Raw genomic sequence first — 26,755 nt, 5'->3', positions numbered from 1 at the left:
ACAATCTACATATACACTTTAGCCCTTAACGTAAAAAGCAGTTCAATGGCCATCATTGAACTGCTTTTCATCACCATAGATTACATCATCATACTATTCATTATCAGTAACAGATTTTTTATTGTTTAATTGATGTGCTTGTTCCGTTTGATCGACAATGGTTAATACCGCGGTGTCACCCACTACGTTACATGACGTTAATACCATATCGATAATACGGTCTAATGCAGCAACAATAACAAACGCCTCGACAGGTAATCCTAATTGATAAATCAATACGCCAATCATCACCATTCCACCGCCAGGTACACCACCTGCGCCCACTGACAGTAAAAACACACTGAATAATAACGATGGGATTTGATCATTGCTGATTGGCATACCAAAGGCGTTGGCAACAAAGAAAATAGCGATAGTAATATAAATCGATACTCCGCCCATATTCATGGTCGCGCCTAGTGGCACACCAAAACCAGCAACCGCTTTACTCACACCAAGCTTGTCGGTTAATGTGCGCATTGTGACTGGGATGGTGGCATTAGAACTGGCTGTTGATAGCGAGAATAAAATTTGCTCTTGGGTTTTGTCGCGAAAGGTTTTCGCTGAAATGGGGGTAAATAAGCTGACAGAATATGGGTATACGATAAAAATCCAAATTAACAATAATGCCAAAATAAGCACTAAATATTCAACCACACTAACAAAAATCTCAGGCTCTAAGGTTGCACCTAGTTTAAACATTAATGCAAACACACCGTAAGGCGCTAGGCTCATAACCACTGAAATTAAACGCATCATGATTTTATTGGCTGTTTGAAAACCTTTAACTGCACCTTCAACCGAGGCACCCATTGATTTCATTACCCCGCCCATTAGCAGCGCCATAAAAATCACTTGTAACATATTGCCAGAGGTAAAAGCGGAAAATGGATTATTGGGCACAATGCTAACAATTAACGACATTAAGTCGGGTAATTCTGTGGCGGTAATATCCAGTGAACCACTGCTCGACATATCCACGCCTTTACCAGGCTCAAACACCATTGCAACAGCAAAGGCTGCTGTGATCGCCACCATGGTATTAATAATATAAAAGCCAAAAGTTTTACCGCCTAAACGACCAAAGCTTTTTAAATCTTGTAACTCACACACACCACAAACAATGCTGACGAACACCAAAGGTACTACAAGCATCATGATCATATTAACAAACATGGTGCCAATGCCACTTGCAAAGGTCACTAATGTTCCGCCAAAAAAGGCATTGTCGGCGAGTGCAAACTGGACAAGACTGCCCAGTAGAACGCCCAAAAATAGACCGATAAAGATCCGTGCTGAAAGTGATTTTGTCATGTACTAATTTCCCATTCGAAATGGCAACTTCTGTTGCTGATTATTGTTATACCAATCCTGGTGTTTATACTTTTCGATCGTTGAAATACTGAGACATAGCGCAACATATTTCAATCATCTTATTAACAAAAATGGTTACTAAATAATCGCTTAGTTTTTAGTGAATATAAAAACAATATATAACAAAAGGTTAAACCGTTTTTTAATTCTTAAGATTGGAATTGTTTGGTCAATAGAGTGACTCAAAATGCATGCAACGGAATTAGGTGGCGAGTAAAGAACTACTGGCGAATATTTAACAAACTGAGTGGTAAAGAGTTAGCCAACATATGCTGCTGCTTAATACTGACATTATTACGCCCAAGCCAGTGAACTAACGTTAACCATTGCGGACAATATATTGTAGATGACGAGCTCGATTGCTGACTCGCAGACAATGTCGATGCAGACTGAAACAATAATCGATTAAGATAAGCCCATTGCTTGTGTTGTTTATGAAAGTCAGCCGTTGAATTTATTTGCGTTATCGCTAATAACTTTTCAGGCGATTCCAGTGCCAACGTCGGCACAAGCATGCTGTGGCAAGACTCAAGCGTATTGGCAATCATCAGCCCAGCGGGATCAAGGTCAGTAAAACCAATGATATTTATCGCAGATGAGCTAAGTTGGTGTAGAAAACGCTTTCGACCTGCGGGTGAATGATCATGACTACCGCGGTACAACACCACACAATTATTGATAATGGCCTGCAAATCGGTTGCAAATACATAATCAAAAAAGTTATCAAAACTGTCGAGGTTTTCGACCACGACGAGATTAGCGACATTGAGTTGCTGACAAAGCGCAAGCGCATTGTCGACCTTTAACCGTAATGAACAGTGATGCACCGAGACTAAATCGGCCACTAAGCCAGTCACTAGGCTTTGAGATACGCTAGGCACCAATTTAATTAATACATAATCAGCTTCTGGGCTGATATTCGCATATTTCTCATTGGCGCTGAGCTGCGACATTTGTTGGCGAGACACATCAAAGTCGAGTGCCAGAATATCCAAGCCCGAATCAACTTGAGCCATATTTCGCAGTAAAACATAATCGTTACTGGTTAAAAAAAGGTATTTCTCCGCGCCATCCGGCTCACCGATATCCCATAAGCGATACAATTTTTTCCAACTGGCATTAAAAGGTACTCGCGGCAAACGTTGTTCTGCCGCACGAGCGATAACCTGTAACTGGCTTTTGGTTAAGCTAGCCATAACTCAACATCATGAATAATAAAGTTACCGTTATAGACAGGATCAGGTTTACCAATCGGTTCTAGCTCAAAGTAATTTTTATGCTCATCAGCCAACCCTTCATAGCCACCAATCACCTGATAAAGCCAACTTTCAGCATCCCACTGCAATTGTTTCTCAGTTAAATAACTCAGTGCCGATTGACGTAAACCAGAATCAATCACTTCGCAGAAATATTCATCTACTGCAATTTTGAGTGGGTTTTCTGGGATATCAAAATCTTCAGTATCGCCCATTTCAAAAGTCACATTTTGATCGCGAACAACCGATGGTAAAGCATCACGGCTAATGGCTTTCACCTGCGCGACTATGCTCATTAGTTCGAGCTCATGATGCGGATTACTCACATCAACATTTGCGGGTGCTAATAAGGCCTCTGCAGAGTTAAATAAACTCGGTACCACTTTATGACCAACATGATTTTCGGGTTGGTAATCGGGATGCATGTCAGTGTGTAATAACCAGCCTTTCAGTAATCGCGTGCGTCCTTGTATTTGTCTAAAGCGGCCCAGTAATTCATATAATCGGCCTTGAACAATACTTAACTCTTGGGTGCACTGACTTAAGGTTTCTTGCAGACTGGTCATCAACAGTCGGCGCAATTCACGAATGTCGCCGGCAATTTCACCAAGCTCACTAAATTGAAACATCTCTAAACCATTGAGTAGATCCGATACTTGGCTTTGAGCGAGTTCATTCTCGCGAATTTTGGCACTAATGGTTCCCACATAACCAAACTCGTTATTAATCCGGCTCCACAACACTCGAATCGAATAACGCAAGCTGTCAGTAAAACTATAAACGTGTTCGTTTAAGTCTGCTAAATAAGCTTCTGCGGCACTGTAATCAACATTATGACGGGCTTCTTTGTAATGATCTGCCAGGGTTTTAATGGTGGCTAAAGACGAACCGACATTAGAGTCGATTTGGCGATTACGCTCGTCACTTAACGCTTCTTCAAGCAATGCCCGCACAGAACGCTTTAAACGCAATTCTTGATCAGGTTCAGGGCGCCATAAAATGCCGCTTTTTTTCAGTTTTTCGATAACGCCTGCATCATGAGTTGAATCACTAATCGATCCAGCCAAATACGCATCCATGATGACATCAGCATGCCGCCCGAGTTGTTTGAGCAGTTTTACCCCAGCTTGGTGTAAGTTACTGCTCATATCAGATCCCTTTGAGTTGCCGTTTCTGCCTGTGCCTCAAGGCTTAAGCCTTCAGTTTCGTCAATAAAGCGAATAACTTCATATAAATAATCAAGCTTACCGGTAGCGATATAAATCTGTTTTTCACTGTTAGGTTTGCTTAGGTAGCCCAGCTCTACCAAACGCTTAAACACCAATTTAATTTGGCCGTCGACATTACTACTGGTTGAGCCAAATAAACGATATTGACTCAGCTTGGCTAATTGTTCTCTAAAGGCCGGGGTGTCTTCAATACGCGCTTGTAAATCGGTTAAGCGTATCGGTGCACCCTCGCTTAATGGTGCATCTTGGCCGCTGGCTTCTTGCACCAATACTAACCATTCCACCAGCGGAATAAGCGCTGAACAAATGTCTTTAAACTGCGATGAAATGACTTTGCGCTCAGCATCACCCAATTGTAAGTAACCACAAAAAAACACTTCACCTTCACCAGCGCTGGCCAATGTACGGTTAATTTGATTTAAGTAGCTTTCTACTCGTTCACGAGTGCTGTTATTTTTCAGCGCGCGCCAGCCATCTTCATTGGTGACTCGGCAAATAAATTCACCACGCAGCAACTGTTCAATTAGCGCACTAGTGCCCACTAAGGTTGTTTCATTTGAATCAGACATTAACTGTGCTCCTTAGTCGACTCTGCATTCGCTATTTTTGCATTACGTTGCGATAAGCGTGCTGCTAACGGATTGGCTTGGGGCTTCACAACTTGTAGCTTTTTAGTTTGTTTATTAATGATGTAGCGGTTAGCAAATAGGTTTAGCACTTCAGATTCAGGATTAGGGAAAGCACCTAACACGCTGATGTTATTATTTTCACAGGCATCGAAAATTTTCTTCACGTTAGTGTGATGCAATGTACCTAACTCATCGATGGGCCAATGGATGGTGACGTCCGCTTTACCCCGTAACAAGCGAGTAAATGCTAGTAAGAACTTACATAAAATTAAGTACGCCATACCGTGACTAGACGATTCGTTTAACTGGCGATCGGTACGGATAATTAAGTCACTGTTACCTTCTTTTAGCCGTAGCTCAATTTCGAGCAATTTAGCAATGCCACCGGTTAGCGCTGCACGACCAATAATGTCTAAGGCGCGGCGCATTGAATTGGTGTAATGCTCGTCAGGGAGTTGACTAAAGCCGTCGGCTTTCCAAGCTTTAAAGGCTTTTACAAACACTTCCAGTTCAGGCCAAAACTCAAGTTCACTAATGCGTGACCGAATACGCACCGCTGATTCAGATACACCATCGAGGAATAACTCTTCACCTACTTCGCGAGTAATACGAGCACTTTGGCTGGCAATTCGGCGATCGATATCAGTTAACACATCATAAAACGCGGTTAAATCAATACCAAAAATACGCCCTTGTTCGCGAATAGCCATCAACGATTGCGGCACCATCACATTGAGTAACTGTTCTAGTTGTGGCACTAACTTACGGTAGTCGAGTAAGCGAATACCTTTGTCACTAACAAAGCTTGACTCATCGCGGGCACGCTCCCAAAACTCGGCTAAGCTCGAGCCTGATTTACTGGCAATGACCGAATCAAAGTGCTCTACATATTGCTTAACAGAACCCATTAAATAGTCACGTTTTAGCAATAGGTCTTCGCCTTGGCGCAAACGCTCGCCTATGCCGCCAATGGCTTCGTCGTTATTAGGTGGTAGTTTAAGCTCAGCGAGTTTGCGCATTACTGCGCGCAGCTTAGTCAGGTTTTCTGACGCCTCAACCTGGGCAGCATCACAGGCTTTACGATCGGTTTCTAACGTGGTGCGGCGCTGTTTAATCTCAGCCGTTTTGGCTTTTAATTGTTGCTCAAGTTCTAATGCGGCGCGCTTGACTTCTGCTAGTTGAGTTTGCAGTTTTGGCTTACGGGTTAACCAAGTATGTTGGTACCAATCATCAAAGCGCAGTACATCGCTACGACGTTGTTCTGCTTGGCTAATTTTTGCTTCAAGATCACGTATTTGCTTTTTAAGAGCCAAAATAGTGCCTTCATCGACACCGCGGGATTTAAGTTCGTTTTTGTACCAGGTTTCACAGGCCTTTTGTTCGGTTTTAGCTGTTGTCCTGCGTTGCTCAATATTGGCTTTTATTTGGCCTAACTGATTATCGATAGCACCAACCACTTCTTGCCAGTAAGCATTTTTGTCCATGCGCGCTTCAAGTGCTTGCTCTTTTTGTTCTGCAAGCCATTCAAGATGCTGGTTATGAAGCTGTTTTAGTTCGTTATCGAGCTGTACTAATCGTTTGCCTGATTCGGTTTTGCGATCGGCTACGGCTTGGTTGATCTTTTGTTGTTCGCTGCGTTTTTCATCAAACAGGCGACGTAAATCTTCACGGCTGTTTTTATAGGCTGTGCGCGCAAATGTCAGCTCACGGGTAATAACATCAAGGGCGTTATTCATTGCCACCAGTTGATCTTCGGCTTCAGCATGCATTTCTTGGGCGCTTTTCAATGCCTCTTCCGCTTTAGCAAAACGAATACGCAAGTCTTGCTCTGTTGCAGCATATTCGGGCACATCAATGGCATTGAGATCTAAGTTCACCCCAAACAAAGCTTCGCTACTGTCTTTAGCCAAACTTGGGTGTAAATCACTGCGATGTAATAGCTCAGGAGCGATGACTTTACCAAATGACTGCTCCCAGCCTTGCGCTTCTTTACGTAAAAACTCCAATAACGTATGCGACTGCGGAAACAGCATATGATGCAGTTCTTCTTTGGTGTTTTCACGCTCGTTAATGCGAATACTGGCAATGCGCAGTGCTTCATTGGCTTGATCGCGTTTAGCTCTTTGCTTGCGTTCTTCGCTGGTTAAACGATCGACTTTTTGGTTACTGGTTTCTTGTTCTTCGTCGGCTAAGCTGATGCGCTCATCAAAAATGGCCAAACGCATTTTTTCATCTTCGGTGTAAGTAACCCCGTCAACTTGATGCTTAAGCTCGGCAGCCGTTAATTTAAGTTGATACTCTTGCTCGCTAAATTTGGCTTTACCTGCGTCGGTTTGATCACGCCATTGTTGCTCGAGTTTAGCAAGATCGTCGTTAGCTAACTCACGCTGTTTGTCACGGGCTTCCCGTTGAGTGTCTTGTTCGGTATGTAATGTTTCGAGTTCACGATGTAACTGTTCGGCAATTTTATTACGTCTGGCATTAAAAGCAGACTCAATGTCTTGATGTTTTTCGGTTTGTAGCTTGTGACGCTCGTTAAGATTTTCAACATCACTACGCCAATTGGGTAGATTGTCTAAATCCGCTTTAGCTTGTTCAATATCGGCATCTAAAAAAGCCGCATGCTGGTCTTCAATGGCATCAAGTTCATATTCAAACTTGCCTACATCACCTTTGGCGGCAGACAATTCTTGGTTTAACTCATCACGAATGTCTTTCCATTCATCATCAAGTAAGCGCAATTTAAGATTGAGCTCTTTGCCTAGCGTTTGGTTGCGATCTTGACGTTCGGCTTCGAGAGTTTCATCGTCTCGGTAGCCACGGGACAAACTGGCTAAACGTAATTCTGCACTTAATAGTTGATTAAACTCTTGTTCAAGCTTGTCATACTCGGGGCGTATTTGCTCAAAGCCCTGTACTAATTGGCTTTCACGGATCCAAGTTTCAACCCGCTGCGGGTTCAATCTAGACGTTGGCGGGTTAACCCCATCTTCTTCTAAAATGGCGGCGATCATTGATTTGACCGTTTCCATCTTGCCTTCTTTGGAGTGCACCGCTTTAGCCAATTTTTCAATATGGCGCAGGGAGTGTTCACCGTCGCATAATGAGAACTGGCGCGCATAGGTGCGCAGTTCGTTACGATTGCTACCAGTGTTTAATAAGCTGCGATCATTTTGAATGATTGCCCGAAATTCACGGGTATTAATTAAATTGGTATGAGCAATGCCATCACGTTTTACTTCGCGACCTAATTCGGCCATCGAATGACAAATAATCGTATCGCCATTGCGGGATTTAATATAATGCTCTAGTTCAAAACCTCGGGCGATAAAACGGTAATTAACCCCTTTACCGTCACCTGCTGACGCTAGCACTGCTTGATAAAGCAAACCATCGTCTTTTTGATACTCATAAATAATGTAGCTGGAGTCATGGGGTAAATACCAACGTTCGAAACTGTCACGTGTTGACGGCACTACGCGGCTGGGATACTCGCCATAAAAAACGGGCACCAATCGTTGTAACGTTGTTTTACCAGACGCATTGGTACCACAAATATTGGTGTGACCCTTTAATAACAGTTCGACCACACCCGGTAGGTGGGTATTAATTAACACGATTCTAATCAAGCTTGGCATGATAATCCTTTTCCAAACAGCTCACATAACAGTGACAAAGAAGCAAAATACAGATGAAAAAATAACATTTATTTATTCAATTTAAATAAAGTAAAACAAACATAGCTTAGAGGCAATTTTCACCCACAAAAATTGGCTTTATAATACGCTAAATAATTCAAAAATGGCGTCTAACAATGCAGCCAATATCTCTAAACTGTTTATATGCAATAAATATAACCAAGTGACACAACTAAATAGAAGATTTTAAACTAGAACATAAACAAAAAAGCAGAGATTTCTCTCTGCTTTTAATTATCGTGCGGAATTAGGGACAATATTATAATTTAAATTGTGAAGTAGCATGGCTAAGCTCATTAGCAAAACCATCTAGTCCTTCTGATATATCCTGTACTTCTGCAAGAATACTGAGCGTTTGCTCGAATGAAGCATTCATTTCGGCCACATTATTAGCAACACTAGCAGCAACCATAGATTGCTGCTCAGTAGCAGAAGCTATATGAGTATTCATGCTATTAATACTGACAATTTTTGACTGAATTGAACTTAATACCTCTCCGGTATCTTTTGCATAACGCTCATTTTCAGATGATTTAGTGATAGCAACATCCATGGTGCTGACTGATGATTCTGCCGCAACTTTCAGTTTGTCGAGTACACCACGAATTTCACTTGTGGCATCCGCTGTTTTAGACGCCAAAGCACGTACTTCATCAGCAACAACGGCGAATCCTCGCCCATGCTCACCCGCTCTAGCGGCTTCAATGGCGGCATTTAACGCCAATAAATTTGTTTGATCTGCAATAGAGGTAATCACATTCAAAATGGAGCCAACACTTTCGGTGTCTTTGGCTAACTCATGAATTGAGTTCGATGCCAGCTCAATACCTGAGTTAAGTTCTTGTGAAATTCTCACTGTACGTTGTACTACAGCCAAACCCTCAGTAGCTTCTCGCTCAGCAACTTGTGCAGCCTCTGCAGCTTGCTGAGCACTATGTGAAATATCATTTACCGAGTGGCGCATTTCTTCCATCGACATATGCACGGCTTTAGCATCGTGGCTTTGTTGCTTAGTGGCCTTCGTCGCTAACGTCATTCGTTCTTTTAACGATGATGCACTGTCTAATAGCGGACTGGTTACACTCACCACACGCTCAATCGAATCTGCAAGTAAACGTAAAAAACGGTTAAAATTACTCGAGACTTGTCCGAGTTCATCAGTACCAGCGACAGTAAGTTGGTGACGTAAGTTACCTTTACCGTCAGCTAATTCACCAAGCGAACTGGCTACATCACCAGCAGAACCACTAATGGCTTTAGCAATTGAAATGGTGACAATAGCCATTAAAACAAGCAATGAAAGCCCAATGCTTAATGTCAGATATAAACTTTGTTCAGAGCGATCGCTAGCTTCTTTAATTGTCGAACTAAATTCATTTACTTTATCTGCTTTATAAGCCGTGATCCCTTTCGTTAATTGATCAAAAACTTTGGCTTTTTTCTGACTAATTTGCCCTACATCAGCCATATCAATAGTGCCATCTAACATCCCTTTAGCGAGCGATGCTGTCATGGTATTGTATTCATGGAGGCTCTTAGATAATAGCGATAAAGCTGAAGTTTCTAACTGATCGATAGCGAGTAAGTTGGTTAAATTATTATTCAGTGAAGAGAAAGTTTTATGAGCATTCTCGAGCAAATCTTCATCCGCAAAGGATACTGACTGAGTATATAGTTCATCTAAACGCTGCACATAAATAACGTTTTGATTTGCAAGTTCAACTCGTTGCGCCACTTGAGTTTCCATAAAAGATAAAGTGTTGCGATTTTTGTTAATTGCAACTGTGCTAATTGCAAGATTCACCGCAAAAATAATGACTGACAAAACAAAAATCAATCCTACTTTTTTAAAGATTGACATGTTACTAAACCAATTCATAGTGCGCTCCCAAGCGGTAATTCAATGAAAATAAAACAAATATAGAGCTTTTCAACCAGCTACTTAGATATTGCTATGGAGAACCCTGATGTCTAATCTCAATCCTTGAGGTTGTTATTGTGTTGCAACGGATACCGTTTAACATCAATCTTTAGCCAATTCACCATATTAAGTGTTATCAAAATACTATCTAACGAGATAAAGCTTATACATAAATGACTATCCATCATTTATGTATATAAAGGCTATCGACCTAAGTTGAATATACTTGAAATTTTTCTAATGTATTAGTTTCTTTATCAGTTATTGATAAACTGCTAATCCATGCGGTGAAAAGTTACTAGGGCTCGCTTATCTTTCAAGATGATTTTTGAGGTGCAGAGTGTGGGATTTCATGCAAGACAGAGCTTATGACATGCAGCGCGATCCTACATAAGATATTTATAACGAAATATAAATACGTCACAAGCGCTACCCAAAGAGTTCTGTTAAACGGTCTTTAATTTATTTTGTTGAATCGGTTTGTTGCAAATTAATAGCGTATTTAGAGGCTTCTTCTATAACGCTTTAGTCCATTTTATTATATAAAAAACCAAACTATTTATATTGAACGGATTTTAACCACGGAAGAAAAGCTGGCCCTGATAAATATACAAAAAATAGCCGGCAAAATGCAGACTATTTTTATTCGGTGAGTTTACAAAAACTCTAATATAACGAGTCTTACAATTCTTACGCAGCTTTTACATCAGTCTCTTCTGAGTGTCTAATTAAGTAATCAAACGCCCCCAATGATGCCGTTGCACCACTCCCCATAGCAATAATAATTTGCTTAAACGGAGTATTTGTTACATCACCAGCTGCAAATACGCCAGGGATAGAAGTTTGGCCTCGTTCATCGACAATGATTTCGCCGCGAGGAGTCATATCAACAACCCCTTTTAACCACTCGGTATTTGGTACTAAACCAATTTGCACAAAGATACCTGTTAACTCAACTTTATGATTGTCGCCTGTTGCACGATCGGTGTAAGTTAAGCTAGTAACACGTGTACCGTCACCTTGAACTTCTGTGGTCATAGCTTGAGTAATAATAGTGATATTACCCATTGATTTAGCTTTTCGCTGTAATACTTCGTCAGCACGTAACTTACTATCAAACTCAAGTACAGTAACGTGTTCAACAATGTTTGCAAGATCGATAGCGGCTTCAATACCTGAGTTACCGCCGCCAATTACCGCTACGCGTTTGCCTTTAAATAGTGGCCCATCACAGTGCGGGCAATATGCTACGCCTTTACCGCGATACTCTTGCTCACCTGGGACGTTCATTTCTCTCCAACGTGCACCTGTGGCCAATACTATCGTTTTACTACTTAAGGTGGCGCCACTTTCCAAGGTCACATCAAACAGACCATTTTTAGCGAGACTCAGAGCGCGCTGATTTTGCATAATATCGACGTCATAATCGTTAACGTGGGCTTCTAAATTGGCAACCAATTTAGGGCCTTCGGTTTTAGACACTGAGATAAAGTTTTCAATACCGACAGTCTCAGCAACTTGACCGCCAAACTTATCGGCCACAATACCGGTATTTAAGCCTTTACGGGCAGAGTAAATTGCCGCCGCCGCGCCAGCAGGGCCACCACCAACCACTAACATATCAAAAACTGACTTTTGGTTTAATTGCTCGGCTTGTCTGCCCGCGGCATTTTTATCTAATTTATTCAGTACTTCAACAACGCTAATGGCACCTACAGAGAAGGCTTCGCCATTTAAAAATACTGATGGAACTGACATGATGTTGCGATCGCTCACTTCCTGTTGGAAAAGCGCACCGTCGATCATCACGTTAGTAATATTGGGGTTAATAGCTGCCATCATATTCAGTGCTTGGATCACTTCGGGACAGGTTTGGCAACTCAACGAAATATAGGTTTCAAAATGGAATTCACCAGGCAATTGACGGATTTGTTCAATGATATCCGCATCCAACTTAATAGGATGTCCGCCGCTGTGTAATAACGCCAACACCAGTGAAGTGAATTCATGGCCCATTGGCAATCCAGCAAAAGTAATGTTGGTTACTGCTTGTGGGTTAATCACACTCATGCTTGGTGTACGCTGGCCTTGTTGATACGTAACTGACACTAAGTCTGATGAGTCAACAATGTCTTGGGCTAGGCTGGTTAGTTCTTTGCCTTTGTTTGAGTCATCTGCAGATACGACAAGTTCAACTGGGCGCTTGAGGTTTTGCAGATAGGTTTTCAGTTGATTTTTTACATTCGCATCTAACATAACAACTCCTAATAGGGAAAATGGTGAATAAGTGTGGGAAGTGTTAGTCGGTGCAGGGGGAGCGCCGACCAACTGGAGATGATATTACTAACCTAAGGGTGAGCTTAGTGGTTAGATTTTACCGACTAGGTCAATTGAAGGAGCGAGAGTTTCTTCACCTGGTTGCCATTTAGCTGGACATACTTCACCATCGTGTGTAGCAACATATTGTGCGGCTTGAATTTTACGAACAAGTTCTGAAGCGCTACGACCAATACCTAGATCATGGATTTCAGCAACCTTAACTTCGCCTTCAGGGTTCATCACGAAAGTACCACGAAGTGCTAAACCGTCTTCTTCAATCATCACACCGAAGTTACGAGTGATTGCGCCAGTTGGGTCACCAATCATTGGGTAAGTAATTTTACTGATAGTGTCTGAACTTGAATGCCAAGCTTTGTGTGTAAAATGCGTGTCAGTTGATACTGAGTACACTTCAACGCCCATTGCTTGTAGCTTTTCGTAATGGTCAGCCATGTCACCTAATTCAGTAGGACAAACAAAAGTGAAGTCTGCTGGGTAGAAAAAGACTACTGACCACTTACCTAATAAATCTTGCTCGGTAACGTCAACGAATGCACCGTTGTGAAATGCAGTTGCTTTGAATGGCTTGATAGTACTGTTGATGATAGATTGTGTCATGTCATGCTCCATTGATATTAAGATTAACGTTTAACCCGAAACCAATATGGTGTCGGTGATGTTGAACAATGTGTTCGTCATCTGATGTGAATCATAATAGCGATGGAGTGACATTAAGTATAACGGATAAAAACTATCATCCTAATCGGTTTTTTATATTAATCAATTTAATCGAACGCCGGCCTTAAGCTTTCACTCATACATCGAGTAATCGGATTAACTCATTAAGGTTATTCCCACGCACCAAACCGTGTTAATACACGGCTAATGTTGGTATCAAGCTTTTGCGATAACGCTTGTAATGCTTGTTTATTGTTAGCCGCGCCAAAGCTATTAATGCCATTGGTGGCATAAACAACCCAGTTACCGCCTCCGGTTAAACAAGCATAAACATGAGTAAAGTGACTATAAAGTGTGTCTCGAAGTTGTATATCGCGACTGTGTTCTTTCCAACAATTAAGCACTAAAAAACCATCAGCTTTAAGCAGTTGCTTTGCTTGACCAATAAATAATGTCGATAACTGCTGCTTGTCTACACCTTTGTTGCTGTATATATCGGCAAAAATCACATCGACTTTTTTGTGCTCTGCTCGTTGTAAAAATTCATTGGCATCTTGATGAACTAAGTTTAGCTTTTTACTCAAGGGTAATTGAAAAAACCGCTTGGCTACTTCTATTACGCGTTCACGTAATTCAACTGCAGTAATTTTAATTGCAGCATCAACATGTCGAAGCGAATGCACTAATGCTCCGCCACCTAAGCCTAAAATAATCACACTTTTGGGTTGAGTAAATAACAATACCGCAAGCATGGCTTGAACATAAGTATGTTGCGGCACGTGTGGTTGTGCTTTATACATTTTGCTTTGCTCGTCGTTATCACCAAAGGACAATAGTCTAAAATCACCATCGTCGAGCACACAAAAATCACCAACACTATCACTGTCGACATGCAATACTTTATAATCGGACATACTTTACTCTACGGGGAGGCTTGGCTAATTAAGTTAACCAACAACAAAACCGTATTGTACCCCAAATGAAAGTATCAAGTCTGGGCGTAATTACACCAATTAGCGCTATCGACTCGAATATTTCTATTCATTATCTGGCAGGGAATTAACATGTTTTATCAGTTGCTGATGTGTGTTTTATATTTAGCGGTATTCTTATTTGCACAGCGCCAAGTCAAAAATTGGATAAAACTGCATGCGCAAAAAAAGCAAGTTAACGAGGTACGCAGTCGTTTAGTCACTCGGCTTATTTCTTACTTTATGTTTTTTGTTACGCTGTCGCTTATGGCTGTATCACTGGGGTTAGGTTACCAAGACGTCTCACTATTTGTATCATCTGCTTTTGCCGTATTAGGTGTGGCCTTGTTCGCCCAATGGTCAATTCTCAGTAATATTACTGCTGGAGTGTTGATCTTTTTTGTCTTCCCGTATCGCATTGGTGACCGAATTAGAATTGTCGAAAAAGACGAGGATATGTCTGGAGTGATTGTTGAAATCGCATTATTTCACATTTTAATTAAACGCGAGTCTGGTGACGTGATGACATACCCAAACAGCCTTTTATTGCAAAAAGGCGTGGTCAAACTATCTAATGACCAACCGTTAAAGAAAAAGCCACTTGTAAGACGGGTAATACCTAAACGCCATAACTAATGTAAAGAATTAATGTAAATAGCTAATATAAATAACAAGCATAAGCCATTAAATTAAAGGGTTTTAGGCATAAAAAAGGCGCAACATGCGCCTTTGGGGATCATATCTTGGTTGTAAGAATCAATTAAGTACCCGATGAAAAAATGCCACCGCCTGTAAATACATTTGCAAGGCTAAAGCGGCATCGTAACGTTCACCTTCATCTCGCATAAACGCATGCTGAGCATTCACCTCAAGCCAAGTAAAGTTTGCATTGGCCTGTTCAAGCTTTTGGTAAATAAGTTGACGTCCTTCTTTGCTGACATGTGGGTCTTGTTTGCCAAATACCATCACTAATTCACTTTTCATATTATTAGTACAAGTAAGAGAGTCATTACCTACATCACAAGGTAAAGTATTTGAATGAATATCTGTGGGATATAAACAAAAAGCGCCACTAATGTCTGGATTAAGTGCCGCTCGATAAGCTAAATGCCCACCAATACATACACCCATTGCACCTAATTTATCACTGCAAAATGGCTGTGCACGAGCAAAATCAACTAACGCGCAAGTATCACTGTCATGATGCTCTAAAGGCTTAGCCCACTTGTCGGCATTTCCTTTATCTTTACCTGCATCATCATACGCCAACACGGTGCCGATAGGATTGAGTTCATGAAACACTTCTGGCACTAATACTACAAAGCCATGGCTTGCTAAAATAGCAGCTGAACGAGCTATTGGTGCGGTTTGCTGGAATATTTCTGAGTAAAAAATGATTGTTGCAAATTGACCTCTAATATCCGGACGATAAAGCGTGGTTCGCATTAAGCCTGTGGCCGTTTTAACATCGTGGATCTCAGTTGTTGTAATCATAATATTCCATTTATGTTTCACTAAATCTCAAACTTTTTAAGTTAGACCATAGTGTAGCGATTGTTTGTGCATAAGCACCCGTCTCAATATATATGATTTAAATTAGTTCATTTTTACAAGCTTGCCCAGTAGTCAATTGAGTTACATTAGTTAATGTGGTCAAGGCAATTGCGTTTAACGCTTCTTCCGTTAAAAAGGCTTGGTGACCAGTAAAAATTACATTGTGACAAGCTGACAAGCGACGGAAAACATCATCTTGAATAATTTCATTTGATTTATCTTCGAAAAATAACCCTTTTTCATTTTCATACACGTCTAAACCTAATGAACCAATTTGGCCGTCTTTTAACGCTTCCATGGCATCAAATGCATTTAATAATCCACCTCGACTGGTATTAATTACCATCACGCCAGGCTTCATTTTATGAAAGCTGATTTGATTGAGTAAATGTTGGTTATCTTTGGTTTGCGGGCAATGTAAGCTAATGATGTCGCATTGAGGATACATAGTCTCCAATGAAACATATTCAATGCCAAGATCAATAACCGCTTTGTTTGGATAAGGATCATACGCGAGCACTTTACAGCCAAAACCTAATAGAATTTTAATGGTTGCCAAGCCAATTTTACCTGTACCTATCACCCCCACTGTTTTACCAAACATGTTAAAGCCAACTAACCCTGTTAATGAAAAATTGGCGTCACGAGTACGTTGATACGCTTTATGAATTTTACGATTAAGCGTTAACATTAAAGCCACGGTATGTTCAGCAACTGATTCTGGCGAGTAAGCGGGCACATTCACCACTTTTAACCCTAACCGTTTTGCGGCAACTAAGTCGACATTATTAAAACCAGCACAACGCATGGCAATAATTTTTGTCCCGCCTTTTGCGAGCTCGACTAACACCTCTTCACATAAGGAGTCATTTACGAATGCACAGACAATTTCATAACCTTCGGCTAGTTTTACGTTTTGCATGCAAAGGCGATAATCAAAGTATTCAATACCAGCATTAAAGCTTTCATTCATACGATTAAAGTGACGGATGTCATAAGGCTTTGCACTAAAAAATCCAATTTTCATAAGTATCCAAATTTGTTAATAACGGATTGATGAGCAAATCATCATGATCAGCCCGTATATAGATTAATTGTATGTGAATTAACAGATATTGTCGCCAATATCACCTTGGATAAAGATGAAATTTCGATCTAATTTGATTCTGATCAATACCTATTTAGATAGATTACTTGGAGGATAAAAAATAAGCCTTTTGACTAAAACACATCACTATAAAGAACTCAAATCATCTTAAATATTGAGCTTAAATGACATTTTTATAGTGACATGTACTATCTTTGTGATAAAACCCAATATTGCCAAAGCAAACACAAATTTGGCTGGTGTGTTGATTAGCAGATTATCACCTCTCGCGGCTAAAAAAATAAAGCAACCCTAAAGAATAAACGATAAGCAAAACTCTTCAATAAAAATCTTTGATATCACATAGCGTGAACATTACTCAATGCCTAATCAATATTGTCGAAGGTATAAATAAAGAAAAACTGTTGTACACATCACTGTTTGCACACACTAAAATTGTTAATTTAATGTAATTTCATCGACGAGTAAAAGTATGAATAATCAAAAGCAATCATCGGTATCAACCCGTCGATTTTGGATTGAACGACTAAGCAAAACCTCACTTAGAGCATTACATATTATCGGTGTTGTCGGCAGTGGTGGTGGTATTATCTTTAACCTAGACATGTCTATTTGGTTAAATTATTGGATTATAGCAATATGTTCAGGGGTGCTATTGATGAGTTGGGAGATAGTGCGAGACTGGCGCTGGCTTATCCAACTAAAGGGCGTACTCACTCTATTAAAAGTCATATTATTAGGTTCATTTATTCAAATAAGTGAATATAACTCTGAATTAGTCATCTTTATTATTTTATTATCTGTTATGGTGTCCCACGGACCGGCTGGATTACGCCATTACTCTGTAGTACATCGTAAAGTGATTCAAAGCCGAAAAGAAGTAAAAGGCTAACATGCCTTAGTAGATGATTTTAAGGATATTGGATGTTCCCTTACCCAGAACAATATCGCGTTGCATTACCCCCTATAACCACTGGATTTATGGTTATTTGGGCCATTCTAAGTCACGCTATATTTGTAGACGCAAGTCCTTTTGCTTTATACCCGTTACTTTGCTTATTCCCTGCCGCCATTGGGGTACATTTATATTTAATTTTAATCGCTAAAGGTATGAGTCGCCTTGACCAATGCTTTTATGCATTGGTCCATATTCCTCTCGCGTTTGTGGTGTGGACATTCACCATAATGCACGTCAACGGCCACGCTTTCTCTTAACCGCATATACCAACACTTGCACATCGTTATCCCTAGCGGTATCGTTGCCGCAAATTGACACACGAAAGTAACCATGGCTGATTTTATTTACAACCCACCGACCACTCCTTGGCTTGATATTTTGTATCAAGACAAAGATATTATTGTACTCAATAAGCCATCAGGATTACTGTCGGTCCCTGGAAGGGAAGCCATTTACCATGACAGTATCTATTCTCGAGTATTAGCTCAGCACCCTAATGCACAAATAGTGCATCGTTTAGACATGGCGACATCAGGGGTTATTGTGGTCGCGTTAAGGCGCAATGCTGAGCGGGAATTAAAACGCCAATTTCGTGAGCGTGAAACCGCTAAAACCTATTTTGCTCGCGTAGCAGGTCATATGAAATCAACCGTATCAAAAGTCGATTTACCCCTGATTTGCGATTGGCCAAATAGACCTAAACAAAAAGTCGACCATACTGTAGGCAAACCTTCGGTGACATTAATTGAAGTGGTTAGTTATGGTTCTAAATCAACGCTAGTTAAACTCACTCCAATTACTGGGCGTTCACATCAGCTCCGAGTCCACATGATGGCGTTAGGGCACCCTATCCTTGGTGATGGATTTTATGCTGACCCTTTAGCAAAAAGTTTATCACCGCGATTGTTATTACATGCAGCGGCATTATCGATAACGCACCCATACTCACAACAAGCAATGCACTTTGAATCTCCAGCCACATTTATGACCCCAATAATCGGACAGTAATGAAAAATTAAACATTGTTAATAGCCATGCTAATTTTAGTAGCTATTATGCAATGAAAGTCGTAGATTTATGGTCAATTACTGGTTTGGTAGGTTTAATATTGTGGATAGCTCATTTCAACGCGATGATTTAGATAATCAAATTCTTACTGCACTGATGCAAGACGCCAGAACACCTTTTGCCGAATTAGCTAAACGCTTTAGTGTGAGTGCTGGCACTATTCACGTTCGCGTTGAAAAAATGAAACAAGCCGGCATTATTACCGGCGCGCAGATCACTGTGAATCCAAAAGCACTCGGTTATGATGTTTGCTGTTTTATCGGCATTAATTTAAAAAGTGCAGGCGATTATCCAGCTGCTATTGCCAAGTTAAATGAATTAGAAGAAGTAGTGGAAGCGTATTACACCACTGGCAATTACTCAGTATTTGTAAAGGTAATGTGCCAATCTATCGATGGATTGCAGCATGTGTTGATTAACCGCATCCAATCTATTGATGAAATCCAGTCCACTGAAACACTTATTAGCCTACAAAATCCCATCGTAAGATCGGTAAAACCCTAAGCTATGGAGGGCTAAATAGCCCTCTAATTCAGTATCCGCTTAAGAATTATAAACGCCCACCACTATCTCTTACGACATAAGTCACAAACCCGCACATACTTATTAACAATTAATTGCAATTATTTTAAATTTTAGTGTTACTTTTGTTAACTACCTGTGCTAAAAATGTTTGTGACGCACCGTAGAGTGCAACATAAAAGCAAAAAACAATTCAAACACCATCACTCAACATTCATCGCATAAGCGATGCCCCTACATTATTGGGTGGTTTTTAAAAACAAGGAAGAAGTTGTGAAGACAAAAATAGCTCTAGCCATTTCGGCTGCATTACTAACTAGCAATGCATATGCCCAAAACAATAACACTATCAATCAGGTTTCTATTCAACCAACAAGTGCAAAAAACCAAGTTAATCAAATGAGCTCTATCAGCGGTCTACAAGACCAACAAGATAGCGTTACGGGTAAAACTACGTTTCAATGGGCTAAGCATGATCGAATTACACCAGATGTAGGACCTTTAGAAGCTAAATACAAACTCAGTTTTGCTGCTGACTTTTATTTAAATCAAGTTGCCGGCATTTCTACTAACAAAAATACTAATCTAAAGCCTGTACTCGCTAGCGTACACGAAAACCGTTCTGGTACATTCATTGCGAAATATCAACAAGAATATCAAGGTGTTGAAGTATTTAACCAATCCATGAATATTTTAATGGATAGAGATTACAATTTAGTAGCCTCTTCAGGTCGATTCGCTTCGGCCAATAGTAATCAACTTATCAGTGAAAATTTTGGATCTGCATCTAGTGCCGTAAAGTCGGCATTTTCTGCGATGGGTGGTAACGACCTTTCAGTATTAGAAAATGACACCAATTTTAAATACACCAGCTTTACCGTTACAAATACTGATGACAAAAAATTCGTCAAAGGAACGCCGCGAACTAAAAAAGTCTTCTTTGAGCATAAAGGTAAATTAGTTCCATCATATTATGTTGAACTTGAAGTAGCTGATGCTGAAACGGTTGATTCTGAATATTACAGCTTCGTCATTAACAGCGAAACAAACGAAGTACTATTTAAAAACAATTTAACCGCGCAAGACTCTGCCTTTAATTATCGAGTTTATGCCGATGAGACTGGTGTCCCTTGGGATGGTCCTTTAGGTAATGTTGTTCCGGCAACAAGTAAAGATCAAGTTGATACAACTACTTATCTAGATGCACCAATGGTTACAATCAGCTCTGGTCCTATCAGTACAGAAGATCCATGGCTCGCTGAAGATGCGATGACAACATCGGGAAATAACGTCTTTGCTTATGTGGATGCTATCGCACCGGATGGATTTACGAATGGCGACTACACAGCTGAAACCACTGCCGCAATGACTTTTGATTACAAGTACAACACTAACGAACTTGAAAGCTCTGTCAATAATCGCAAAGCAGCAATTGTAAACTTGTTTTACATCAACAACTACTTACATGATGTATTTTACGATCACGGATTTGATGAAGCATCAGGTAATGCACAAGCGCTTAACTACGATCGCGGTGGGGAAGAAGGTGATGCAATAAAAGCAGAAGTTCAAGATAACTCAGGCTTTAACAATGCCAACATGAGCACTCCTGCAGATGGTAGTTCTCCTCGTATGCAAATGTATTTGTGGGATAGTAAAGATGCTGTCAACGGCGAAGACTATGGTGTAACTATTACATCTGATGCGAGTATCGGTTTATTAGACTCAACACAACGTGCAAGCTTTGGGCAAGGTCAGTTTGATGTTGCTGGTGATGTTGTTCGCTTAATAGATGATACAGCACCATTAAATGATGGTTGTACTGCTGCAACAAATCCTGCTGACTTAGCGGGCAAGATTGTTATTATTGACCGCGGAGTGTGTGCATTTACAGACAAAGCTCTTGCAGCACAAGATGCGGGTGCAATTGCTGTACTGGTAGCTAATAACTCAGGTACAACTGAGCCTGCTCCTATGGGGGGTACTGATGAGGATGTGAAAATCCCAAGTATGGGATTATCAAAAGATGACGGTGACAAGATTTATGCTCAATTAGACGCAGATGTAGCAGTATCTATCTCTATGTTTAACAACAAGCCATACAAAGCAAGCTCTTGGGATAACGCCATTGTTGCTCATGAATGGGGACATTATATTAGTAACCGTTTAATCGGCAATGGTTCAGGTCTTAGCAACCAACAAGGCCGATCAATGGGCGAAGGTTGGGGAGATTTCCACGCATTATTGTTAATATCTGAAGCAGATGACGCAATGATTGCTGGTAATGAGATGTTCCAAAAACCCTATGCAGCAATTACCTACGTAGCGTCATTCTATGAAGGCATTCGTAACTATCCATATAGTACTGATATGGAAATTAACCCTTTAACATTTGCCAATGTAGAGCTAGGTAATGGCACTAGTGAAGATCAATATGGTGCTGCAGAGGTGCATGATGCAGGTGAGCCTTGGGCCGCAATGCTTTGGGATAGCTATGTTGGCTTAATTAATGATGAGCGCCACACGTTTGAAGAAGCGCGTAGCCTAATGATGGATTATTTAGTTGCTGGCTATAAATTAACACCTAATGCACCAACTTATACAGAAGCTAGAGATGCACTTCTTGCGGCAGCATATGCTAATGATGTTGAAGATTATCAAATTATCTTAAACGCATTCGCTCGTCGAGGTATGGGACTTGGTGCAGTGTCACCAGAACGTTCTAGCACCAAACATGAAGGTGTTGTTGAATCATATGAAACTACACTGGCAACATTTGCTGTAACTAAGAGTGTACTTGATACTGATTACGAAGGTATGACCGTTGGGTATTGTTCTCGTGATGGTATCATCGATAAAGGTGAAACAGGTACTGTTAGTTTTACCGTGATGAACAAAGGCAGCGAAGCATTTGAATCAATTGAAGCTTTAGTCGAGGTCACCAGCGGACAAGATGTGACATTGGCAAATGACGGGAAGATTACATTTGAAGCTGTCAGCTTATATGCAGAAGCAACCAGCTCTCCTATTGAGTTCACACTAAATGAAGCTGCTATAGCAGATACTCTAGAATTTAAAATTTCATTCCCTGATTTAGCCGAAGACGTCCAAGCAAGTGAATATTCGTTCTCAACAGTTGTTAATATGGACTTTAATACCAAAGCCCCAGTCGGTAATAGTTCAACCAGCGATATGGAAGATCAGTCTGGTGCTAAAGACTTTGTGGAAACTATCTACTCAGGTGGTGATTTAGCTATAAACACAGGTAATTTAGAATCACAATATATCGATTATTTTGATGTAGGCAGTCAATATCTTCGTATTAACAACAATGGATTTGAATCTGATGTTGCTTACGAAACAAAAGCTGTCACTGTCGGTTATGCGGGTGATTTTGTCGTAAGCTGGTTCCAATATTTCGAAATCGAAGAAAATTGGGATGGTGGAGTTGTCGAAATCAGCGTTAACGGTGGCGATTGGGCCGATGTTACAGAGATGGGGGGAACCTTCGAAGGTGATGGTTACTCTGGCGAACTAGAAAATTTACTTCCTGGTCGTGAAGCATTTACAGGCTTTAGTCCATGGCCTGGTGGGATGGAAGCGGTAAACTTTGGCACTGCACTTAATGGTAATGAAGTACGCTTTAGATTCCGCATGGTAACTGATACTAATAGTAACGAGTTTGGGTGGATTGTAGATAATATTAAACTATCAAACATTGCTACTCCTGTATTTCACGAACAAGTAGCTGGTGATACTTTTGCATGTGACAACAGACTACCAAGCGTATCTATTGAAGCTAATGCAACCGAAGTTGAACAAGGTGACACGGTTAGTTTCTCTGCAACTGCCGTTGATGCAAATGCAACCGACACGCTAACCTATATGTGGTCTCAAACATCTGGAACAGCAGTAACGTTAGCAGGTGCAGAGAGTGCAACGGTAAGCTTCACAGCTCCAACCATTAGCACGTCTTCTGAAACATTAGAGTTCTCGTTAACAGTGAATGATGGTGTAGATGATGTGGTTACACCTATGTCAGTGCTAGTGAATGGCACACCAGCAGAAGTAGCACAACCAAAACCTGGTTCTGGTGGTTCAATGGGTTGGTTAGGATTACTATTATTACCAATAGCAGCACTTCGTCGCCGTAAGTAATAATTAGTAAATTTTAAATTAAAAAGCCACAGTAATTAATACTGTGGCTTTTTCTTTCTATACAGTTTCAAACGAAAAATTAATATGTTTGGAGACTATTCTTAGGGCTGTAATCAAGTTCTAATTCAACGACACTATACTGAGAATCACCAGATAATTTTTTATACCAGTAATAAAGATCTTGGTCAGAAGATTTTATCGTTAATTTATAAGTGTCTTTAGCAATTTTATTAATATCAAAATCTTGCACTAAACCCTTGGGGTTAGTTGATGAAACAATAACAATTGAACCTTTTACCACAGCAAAACTATTAATATCCACATTATAAATAGACTGATTAACTTTTAAGACTAAATATTTTGTTATGAACTTATGATTATTTAATTGGATTGTATATTTAGATGAATTAATACTATTCATATTTTTTTCAGGTTTAGTTTTAATAAAATCATCACTATCATTGTTCATCCCGTGAGATTTATTAGTATCATCAACAGCTAAGGTTGCCAATACAGGTTTGACTAAAGCTTTATCATTATCAGCTGACTTTACAGTCTCATCAGCACTGCATCCGTTTAGTGTCATAAAAAAACTTAACATAATAATTTTTTTCATGTTACTCCTTTAAAAGTAAATAAATTAATTTTATATAAATCATAGTATTACACTACCAAATTTTCAACCAAACAAGGTTTGTTTACCAAGTGATAGTGGATTTAACAAAGACACAATTCCACCCTCCCCTAATTCAGTTCGAAAGTTGGACATTATAGAGCCTCATGTTATCCAGGACTCGATACCTGTTCTAGTCAGCGATATGTTCAACATTCACCAAATCACTCTATAATTAACTACGTGAATCGTTTTTATTATAACGAATAATGTTAAAAATATCCCCGTCAGCGTAATTATATTTTTAAAATATTCATGTTGATATGTAAAATATTAGTGAGGAATAAATACCTATTAAATTTAATAAAAGATTATTAATATGTAATTAAGGCTAAATTATAGCGTCAACACCAAAGTGTTAACCAAACTTAGTTTCAATTAATTTATATACTACATAACATCATCAGATTATATACTACATAACATCATCAGAGCTAACTAAGTTCATTATTTATACCTATAAATTTGAAGTGCCAACTAATATGCAGGAACGACTCGAACTTTATCATTTTCCATACGTAACAGTTTAAACAACTACATATAAATAACTTAAATATTCGCCGAGTTACGATCAATAATAATTTTTTTGTGACCCCTAACGCTTCAACACTTCAACACTTCAACACTTCAGATAACATTATTGATTGTTATCCTAATATAAATCAATAACATAATGTCATTAACATTAGCTTTCTGGTACTTAGCTCTGGTCATTTCAAGGGCTAAAGCTGGCCAGAGAGTAATGAACTCGAAACATTTAACCTGAAGTGACCCTGCTAACATCGCCTTTTTAGCAATAATATTCAAAGTTAGCAGAGTTTTTAGGGGGTTTTCAAACTATGTCGACTTGATGCACTGGTGAATTAGGCTAATGAGCAACGAATTAGAATAGGAACATCTTCCATAGTCATCGACGAAATAAAAGAGTGAGCCAAAGCTCTCTCAAAAACGACTCACATCTTTAGATTTAAAATAGGAGTGACTGACATTTAACGCGCTTCGCATTCAAACACAAACACTTGTTTATACAATAAAAGAAGGTGGTGATTGGATTTTACAAGTCATAAAAATCCTCCCAAACTCTACAAGACTTTACAGGCATCATTTGCTCACAACAAAAATGCCATTCGCTTTAAGTGATTGCTACTAGTTATTATCAGCACTTTTTGGCTAAATAAATGAAACGTGATGAGCTTAATTATTCATTTTCATCTGACTCATCAGCATGAGCAGAGGCTTCAAATTGCTCTACATCGGCTAACTTTCCGAACCAAAAATCTGAGCTGATCATCTTAAACTGACGAGATAAGCCTTCACTTGATACTGATTCTAATTGCCACAAAATCCCTGTGGCTTCAGGAAATTGGGTACCTGTAAGTTGATCTTCATACAATCGATGTAATAATGAATCTGGAGATAACCCTGAGGCCAAAAGACGCACCATCGATGCATGCAATGACTCGTCAAAAATAGTTAAATCATCTCCATCTGTTGCAGTTACATTAACCGTAAATTCAATCCCAGTAGGCTCGGCAAAAACACCATTAAATGCTTCTCTCAATAATGCATAAGCGCTAAAAAAACCTTCATGAAGTAGGCAATCAGAATATTCTTCCCATAACCTATCTCCAACCATATCGTTACTTACTTGATCAATTTTACCCTCTGTTAATTCTGTAAATAAATGAGTCAAAACGATTTTAGCAGCTTCATTTACCTCTAAATCATTAAGGGACATCATGCACATCTCTCTAAGCTCAGCAGCATCCATGCCTTCTAAACCATCATCTAAGCCCATAATTGCCATCAATTGAAGGTAATCTTCATTTGACCAAGCATTAGGGATCTTATTGATTTTACGAAAAGAACCAATTTGCACATTAAATTGCGTTTGCATGGAAACTCCTTCTTATAAGCGTCAAAACATGACTAATACAGATAAACCTAATTCCTCACTTATACAATCGCAATACTGTATAAGCGTGAAAACGGTATGTAATACATTACACCACCCCAAAATAATATTAATGGGTTGATAAATATAAATTTATTTAAAACATATAATATTAATAATTACATTAAACTTTGTTTACATAATATGAATCTAGTCTACACATCAAACAAATCATATTTTGAATGACAACCGCTGACAGAGTCGCCACTCTGCACATGCTGAAACTGCAATGATCCCCTAAGCAATTATTATGAACTTTTATTTTAAAGGTGTGTTTACCAATGTAGGTTTTATAAATTGTGTTGCCTAAAATCACTTCACACATAAATTGCCAATATAGTATGTGATACCAATGCCAATAATTAACTGGTCATTCAGCGGGAGTTCTGCGCTTTCTAGGCAAATATAAGATTGTAGGCATAGTTGTTCTCGACACAGCTCCTGCGTTGCTTTATCTCCTGCATCTGACTGCCATAGATGATGAGAATGTCTTACTTTTTATGGAAAAAATAGACCATGCAGTCGTACGTCAAAATAATATTAAGCATCCTAGAATACTGCAGAAACCCGCCCTTCGGGAGCGACTCAGGCTTACCATTTCGTTGTCGCATTGTTTTACAAGGGAACTACCATTCTTGCAACAATG

At 39.8% G+C, this 26,755-nt stretch carries 19 protein-coding genes and 1 pseudogene; 7 read left to right on the top strand and 13 right to left on the bottom strand.

What is annotated here, in order from left to right; translation table 11 throughout:
• Window positions 1-93: 93 nt before the first annotated feature.
• The 9 genes from ABIS04_RS02535 to ABIS04_RS02495 form a co-directional block, all read right to left on the bottom strand.
• A complete protein-coding gene (locus tag ABIS04_RS02535) occupies window positions 94-1,353 on the bottom strand; it encodes a dicarboxylate/amino acid:cation symporter (RefSeq protein ID WP_140233231.1) in 1,260 nt (419 codons plus the stop codon).
• A gap of 281 nt (window positions 1,354-1,634) precedes the next feature.
• Window positions 1,635-2,609 carry a hypothetical protein gene (locus tag ABIS04_RS02530; RefSeq protein ID WP_350432493.1) on the bottom strand — a complete coding sequence of 325 codons (975 nt, stop codon included), beginning with the start codon at window positions 2,607-2,609 and terminating at the stop codon, window positions 1,635-1,637.
• Window positions 2,597-3,817 (bottom strand): phosphoenolpyruvate carboxylase, encoded by a 1,221-nt coding sequence (locus ABIS04_RS02525; protein WP_350432492.1) that lies wholly within the window; start codon window positions 3,815-3,817, stop codon window positions 2,597-2,599. Before ABIS04_RS02525 ends, ABIS04_RS02530 begins: the two co-directional genes overlap by 13 nt.
• Window positions 3,814-4,467, bottom strand: coding sequence for a hypothetical protein (locus ABIS04_RS02520; protein WP_350432491.1), 654 nt, complete (start codon window positions 4,465-4,467; stop codon window positions 3,814-3,816). The genes ABIS04_RS02525 and ABIS04_RS02520 overlap by 4 nt, the downstream gene beginning before the upstream one ends.
• On the bottom strand, window positions 4,467-8,165 hold the full coding sequence (locus ABIS04_RS02515) for an ATP-binding protein (RefSeq protein ID WP_350432490.1): 3,699 nt from the start codon (window positions 8,163-8,165) through the stop codon (window positions 4,467-4,469). Before ABIS04_RS02515 ends, ABIS04_RS02520 begins: the two co-directional genes overlap by 1 nt.
• Window positions 8,166-8,484: 319 nt before the next feature.
• A complete protein-coding gene (locus ABIS04_RS02510; RefSeq protein WP_350432489.1) occupies window positions 8,485-10,104 on the bottom strand; it encodes a methyl-accepting chemotaxis protein in 1,620 nt (539 codons plus the stop codon).
• A gap of 732 nt (window positions 10,105-10,836) precedes the next feature.
• Complete coding sequence (ahpF, locus tag ABIS04_RS02505; protein WP_350432488.1) at window positions 10,837-12,402, bottom strand: alkyl hydroperoxide reductase subunit F; 1,566 nt, start codon at window positions 12,400-12,402, stop codon at window positions 10,837-10,839.
• A gap of 111 nt (window positions 12,403-12,513) precedes the next feature.
• Window positions 12,514-13,083 (bottom strand): alkyl hydroperoxide reductase subunit C, encoded by a 570-nt coding sequence (ahpC, locus tag ABIS04_RS02500; RefSeq protein ID WP_137223199.1) that lies wholly within the window; start codon window positions 13,081-13,083, stop codon window positions 12,514-12,516.
• Between the two features lie 230 nt (window positions 13,084-13,313).
• Window positions 13,314-14,057 (bottom strand): spermidine synthase, encoded by a 744-nt coding sequence (locus tag ABIS04_RS02495; protein ID WP_137223200.1) that lies wholly within the window; start codon window positions 14,055-14,057, stop codon window positions 13,314-13,316.
• A 150-nt stretch (window positions 14,058-14,207) separates the two neighbouring features.
• On the opposite strand from ABIS04_RS02495, the gene ABIS04_RS02490 reads away from it, so the two are divergent.
• Window positions 14,208-14,750 (top strand): mechanosensitive ion channel family protein, encoded by a 543-nt coding sequence (locus ABIS04_RS02490; RefSeq protein WP_137223201.1) that lies wholly within the window; start codon window positions 14,208-14,210, stop codon window positions 14,748-14,750.
• Between the two features lie 120 nt (window positions 14,751-14,870).
• Here the strand turns inward: ABIS04_RS02490 and ABIS04_RS02485 are convergent, their stop codons facing one another.
• Window positions 14,871-15,608 (bottom strand): dienelactone hydrolase family protein, encoded by a 738-nt coding sequence (locus ABIS04_RS02485; protein WP_350432487.1) that lies wholly within the window; start codon window positions 15,606-15,608, stop codon window positions 14,871-14,873.
• A 97-nt stretch (window positions 15,609-15,705) separates the two neighbouring features.
• A complete protein-coding gene (locus ABIS04_RS02480; protein ID WP_140233220.1) occupies window positions 15,706-16,695 on the bottom strand; it encodes a 2-hydroxyacid dehydrogenase in 990 nt (329 codons plus the stop codon).
• Window positions 16,696-17,248: 553 nt separating this feature from the next.
• Here ABIS04_RS02480 and ABIS04_RS02475 point away from each other — a divergent pair.
• The 5 genes from ABIS04_RS02475 to ABIS04_RS02455 all read left to right on the top strand — a co-directional run bounded on the left by ABIS04_RS02475 (window position 17,249) and on the right by ABIS04_RS02455 (window position 23,482).
• On the top strand, window positions 17,249-17,668 hold the full coding sequence (locus ABIS04_RS02475; RefSeq protein ID WP_137223206.1) for a hypothetical protein: 420 nt from the start codon (window positions 17,249-17,251) through the stop codon (window positions 17,666-17,668).
• 32 nt (window positions 17,669-17,700) lie between these two features.
• Window positions 17,701-17,991 carry a hypothetical protein gene (locus ABIS04_RS02470; RefSeq protein WP_137223208.1) on the top strand — a complete coding sequence of 97 codons (291 nt, stop codon included), beginning with the start codon at window positions 17,701-17,703 and terminating at the stop codon, window positions 17,989-17,991.
• A gap of 73 nt (window positions 17,992-18,064) precedes the next feature.
• Entirely contained in the window at window positions 18,065-18,742 is a 678-nt protein-coding gene (rluA, locus tag ABIS04_RS02465; protein WP_137223210.1) for a bifunctional tRNA pseudouridine(32) synthase/23S rRNA pseudouridine(746) synthase RluA, read from the top strand.
• Window positions 18,743-18,844: 102 nt separating this feature from the next.
• Window positions 18,845-19,306 (top strand): transcriptional regulator AsnC, encoded by a 462-nt coding sequence (gene asnC / locus ABIS04_RS02460; protein ID WP_137223212.1) that lies wholly within the window; start codon window positions 18,845-18,847, stop codon window positions 19,304-19,306.
• A 291-nt stretch (window positions 19,307-19,597) separates the two neighbouring features.
• The gene (locus ABIS04_RS02455; protein ID WP_350432486.1) at window positions 19,598-23,482 is read left to right on the top strand and encodes a rhombosortase-dependent M36 family metallopeptidase; all 3,885 of its coding nucleotides are present in this window, start codon (window positions 19,598-19,600) and stop codon (window positions 23,480-23,482) included.
• A 79-nt stretch (window positions 23,483-23,561) separates the two neighbouring features.
• Here ABIS04_RS02455 and ABIS04_RS02450 read toward each other — a convergent pair whose 3' ends face one another.
• Window positions 23,562-24,098 carry a hypothetical protein gene (locus tag ABIS04_RS02450; RefSeq protein ID WP_350432485.1) on the bottom strand — a complete coding sequence of 179 codons (537 nt, stop codon included), beginning with the start codon at window positions 24,096-24,098 and terminating at the stop codon, window positions 23,562-23,564.
• Between the two features lie 979 nt (window positions 24,099-25,077).
• On the opposite strand from ABIS04_RS02450, the pseudogene ABIS04_RS19645 reads away from it, so the two are divergent.
• Window positions 25,078-25,262 (top strand): annotated as a pseudogene (locus tag ABIS04_RS19645) (ISAs1 family transposase); the annotation flags it as partial.
• A gap of 91 nt (window positions 25,263-25,353) precedes the next feature.
• Here ABIS04_RS19645 and ABIS04_RS02445 read toward each other — a convergent pair.
• On the bottom strand, window positions 25,354-26,052 hold the full coding sequence (locus ABIS04_RS02445) for a hypothetical protein (protein ID WP_350432484.1): 699 nt from the start codon (window positions 26,050-26,052) through the stop codon (window positions 25,354-25,356).
• Window positions 26,053-26,755 lie beyond the last annotated feature (703 nt).

The organism is Shewanella sp. H8 (genome assembly GCF_040285065.1).
In the GTDB taxonomy this organism is placed as follows: domain Bacteria; phylum Pseudomonadota; class Gammaproteobacteria; order Enterobacterales; family Shewanellaceae; genus Shewanella; species Shewanella polaris.
This window is presented reverse-complemented; position numbering and strand designations above follow the sequence as displayed.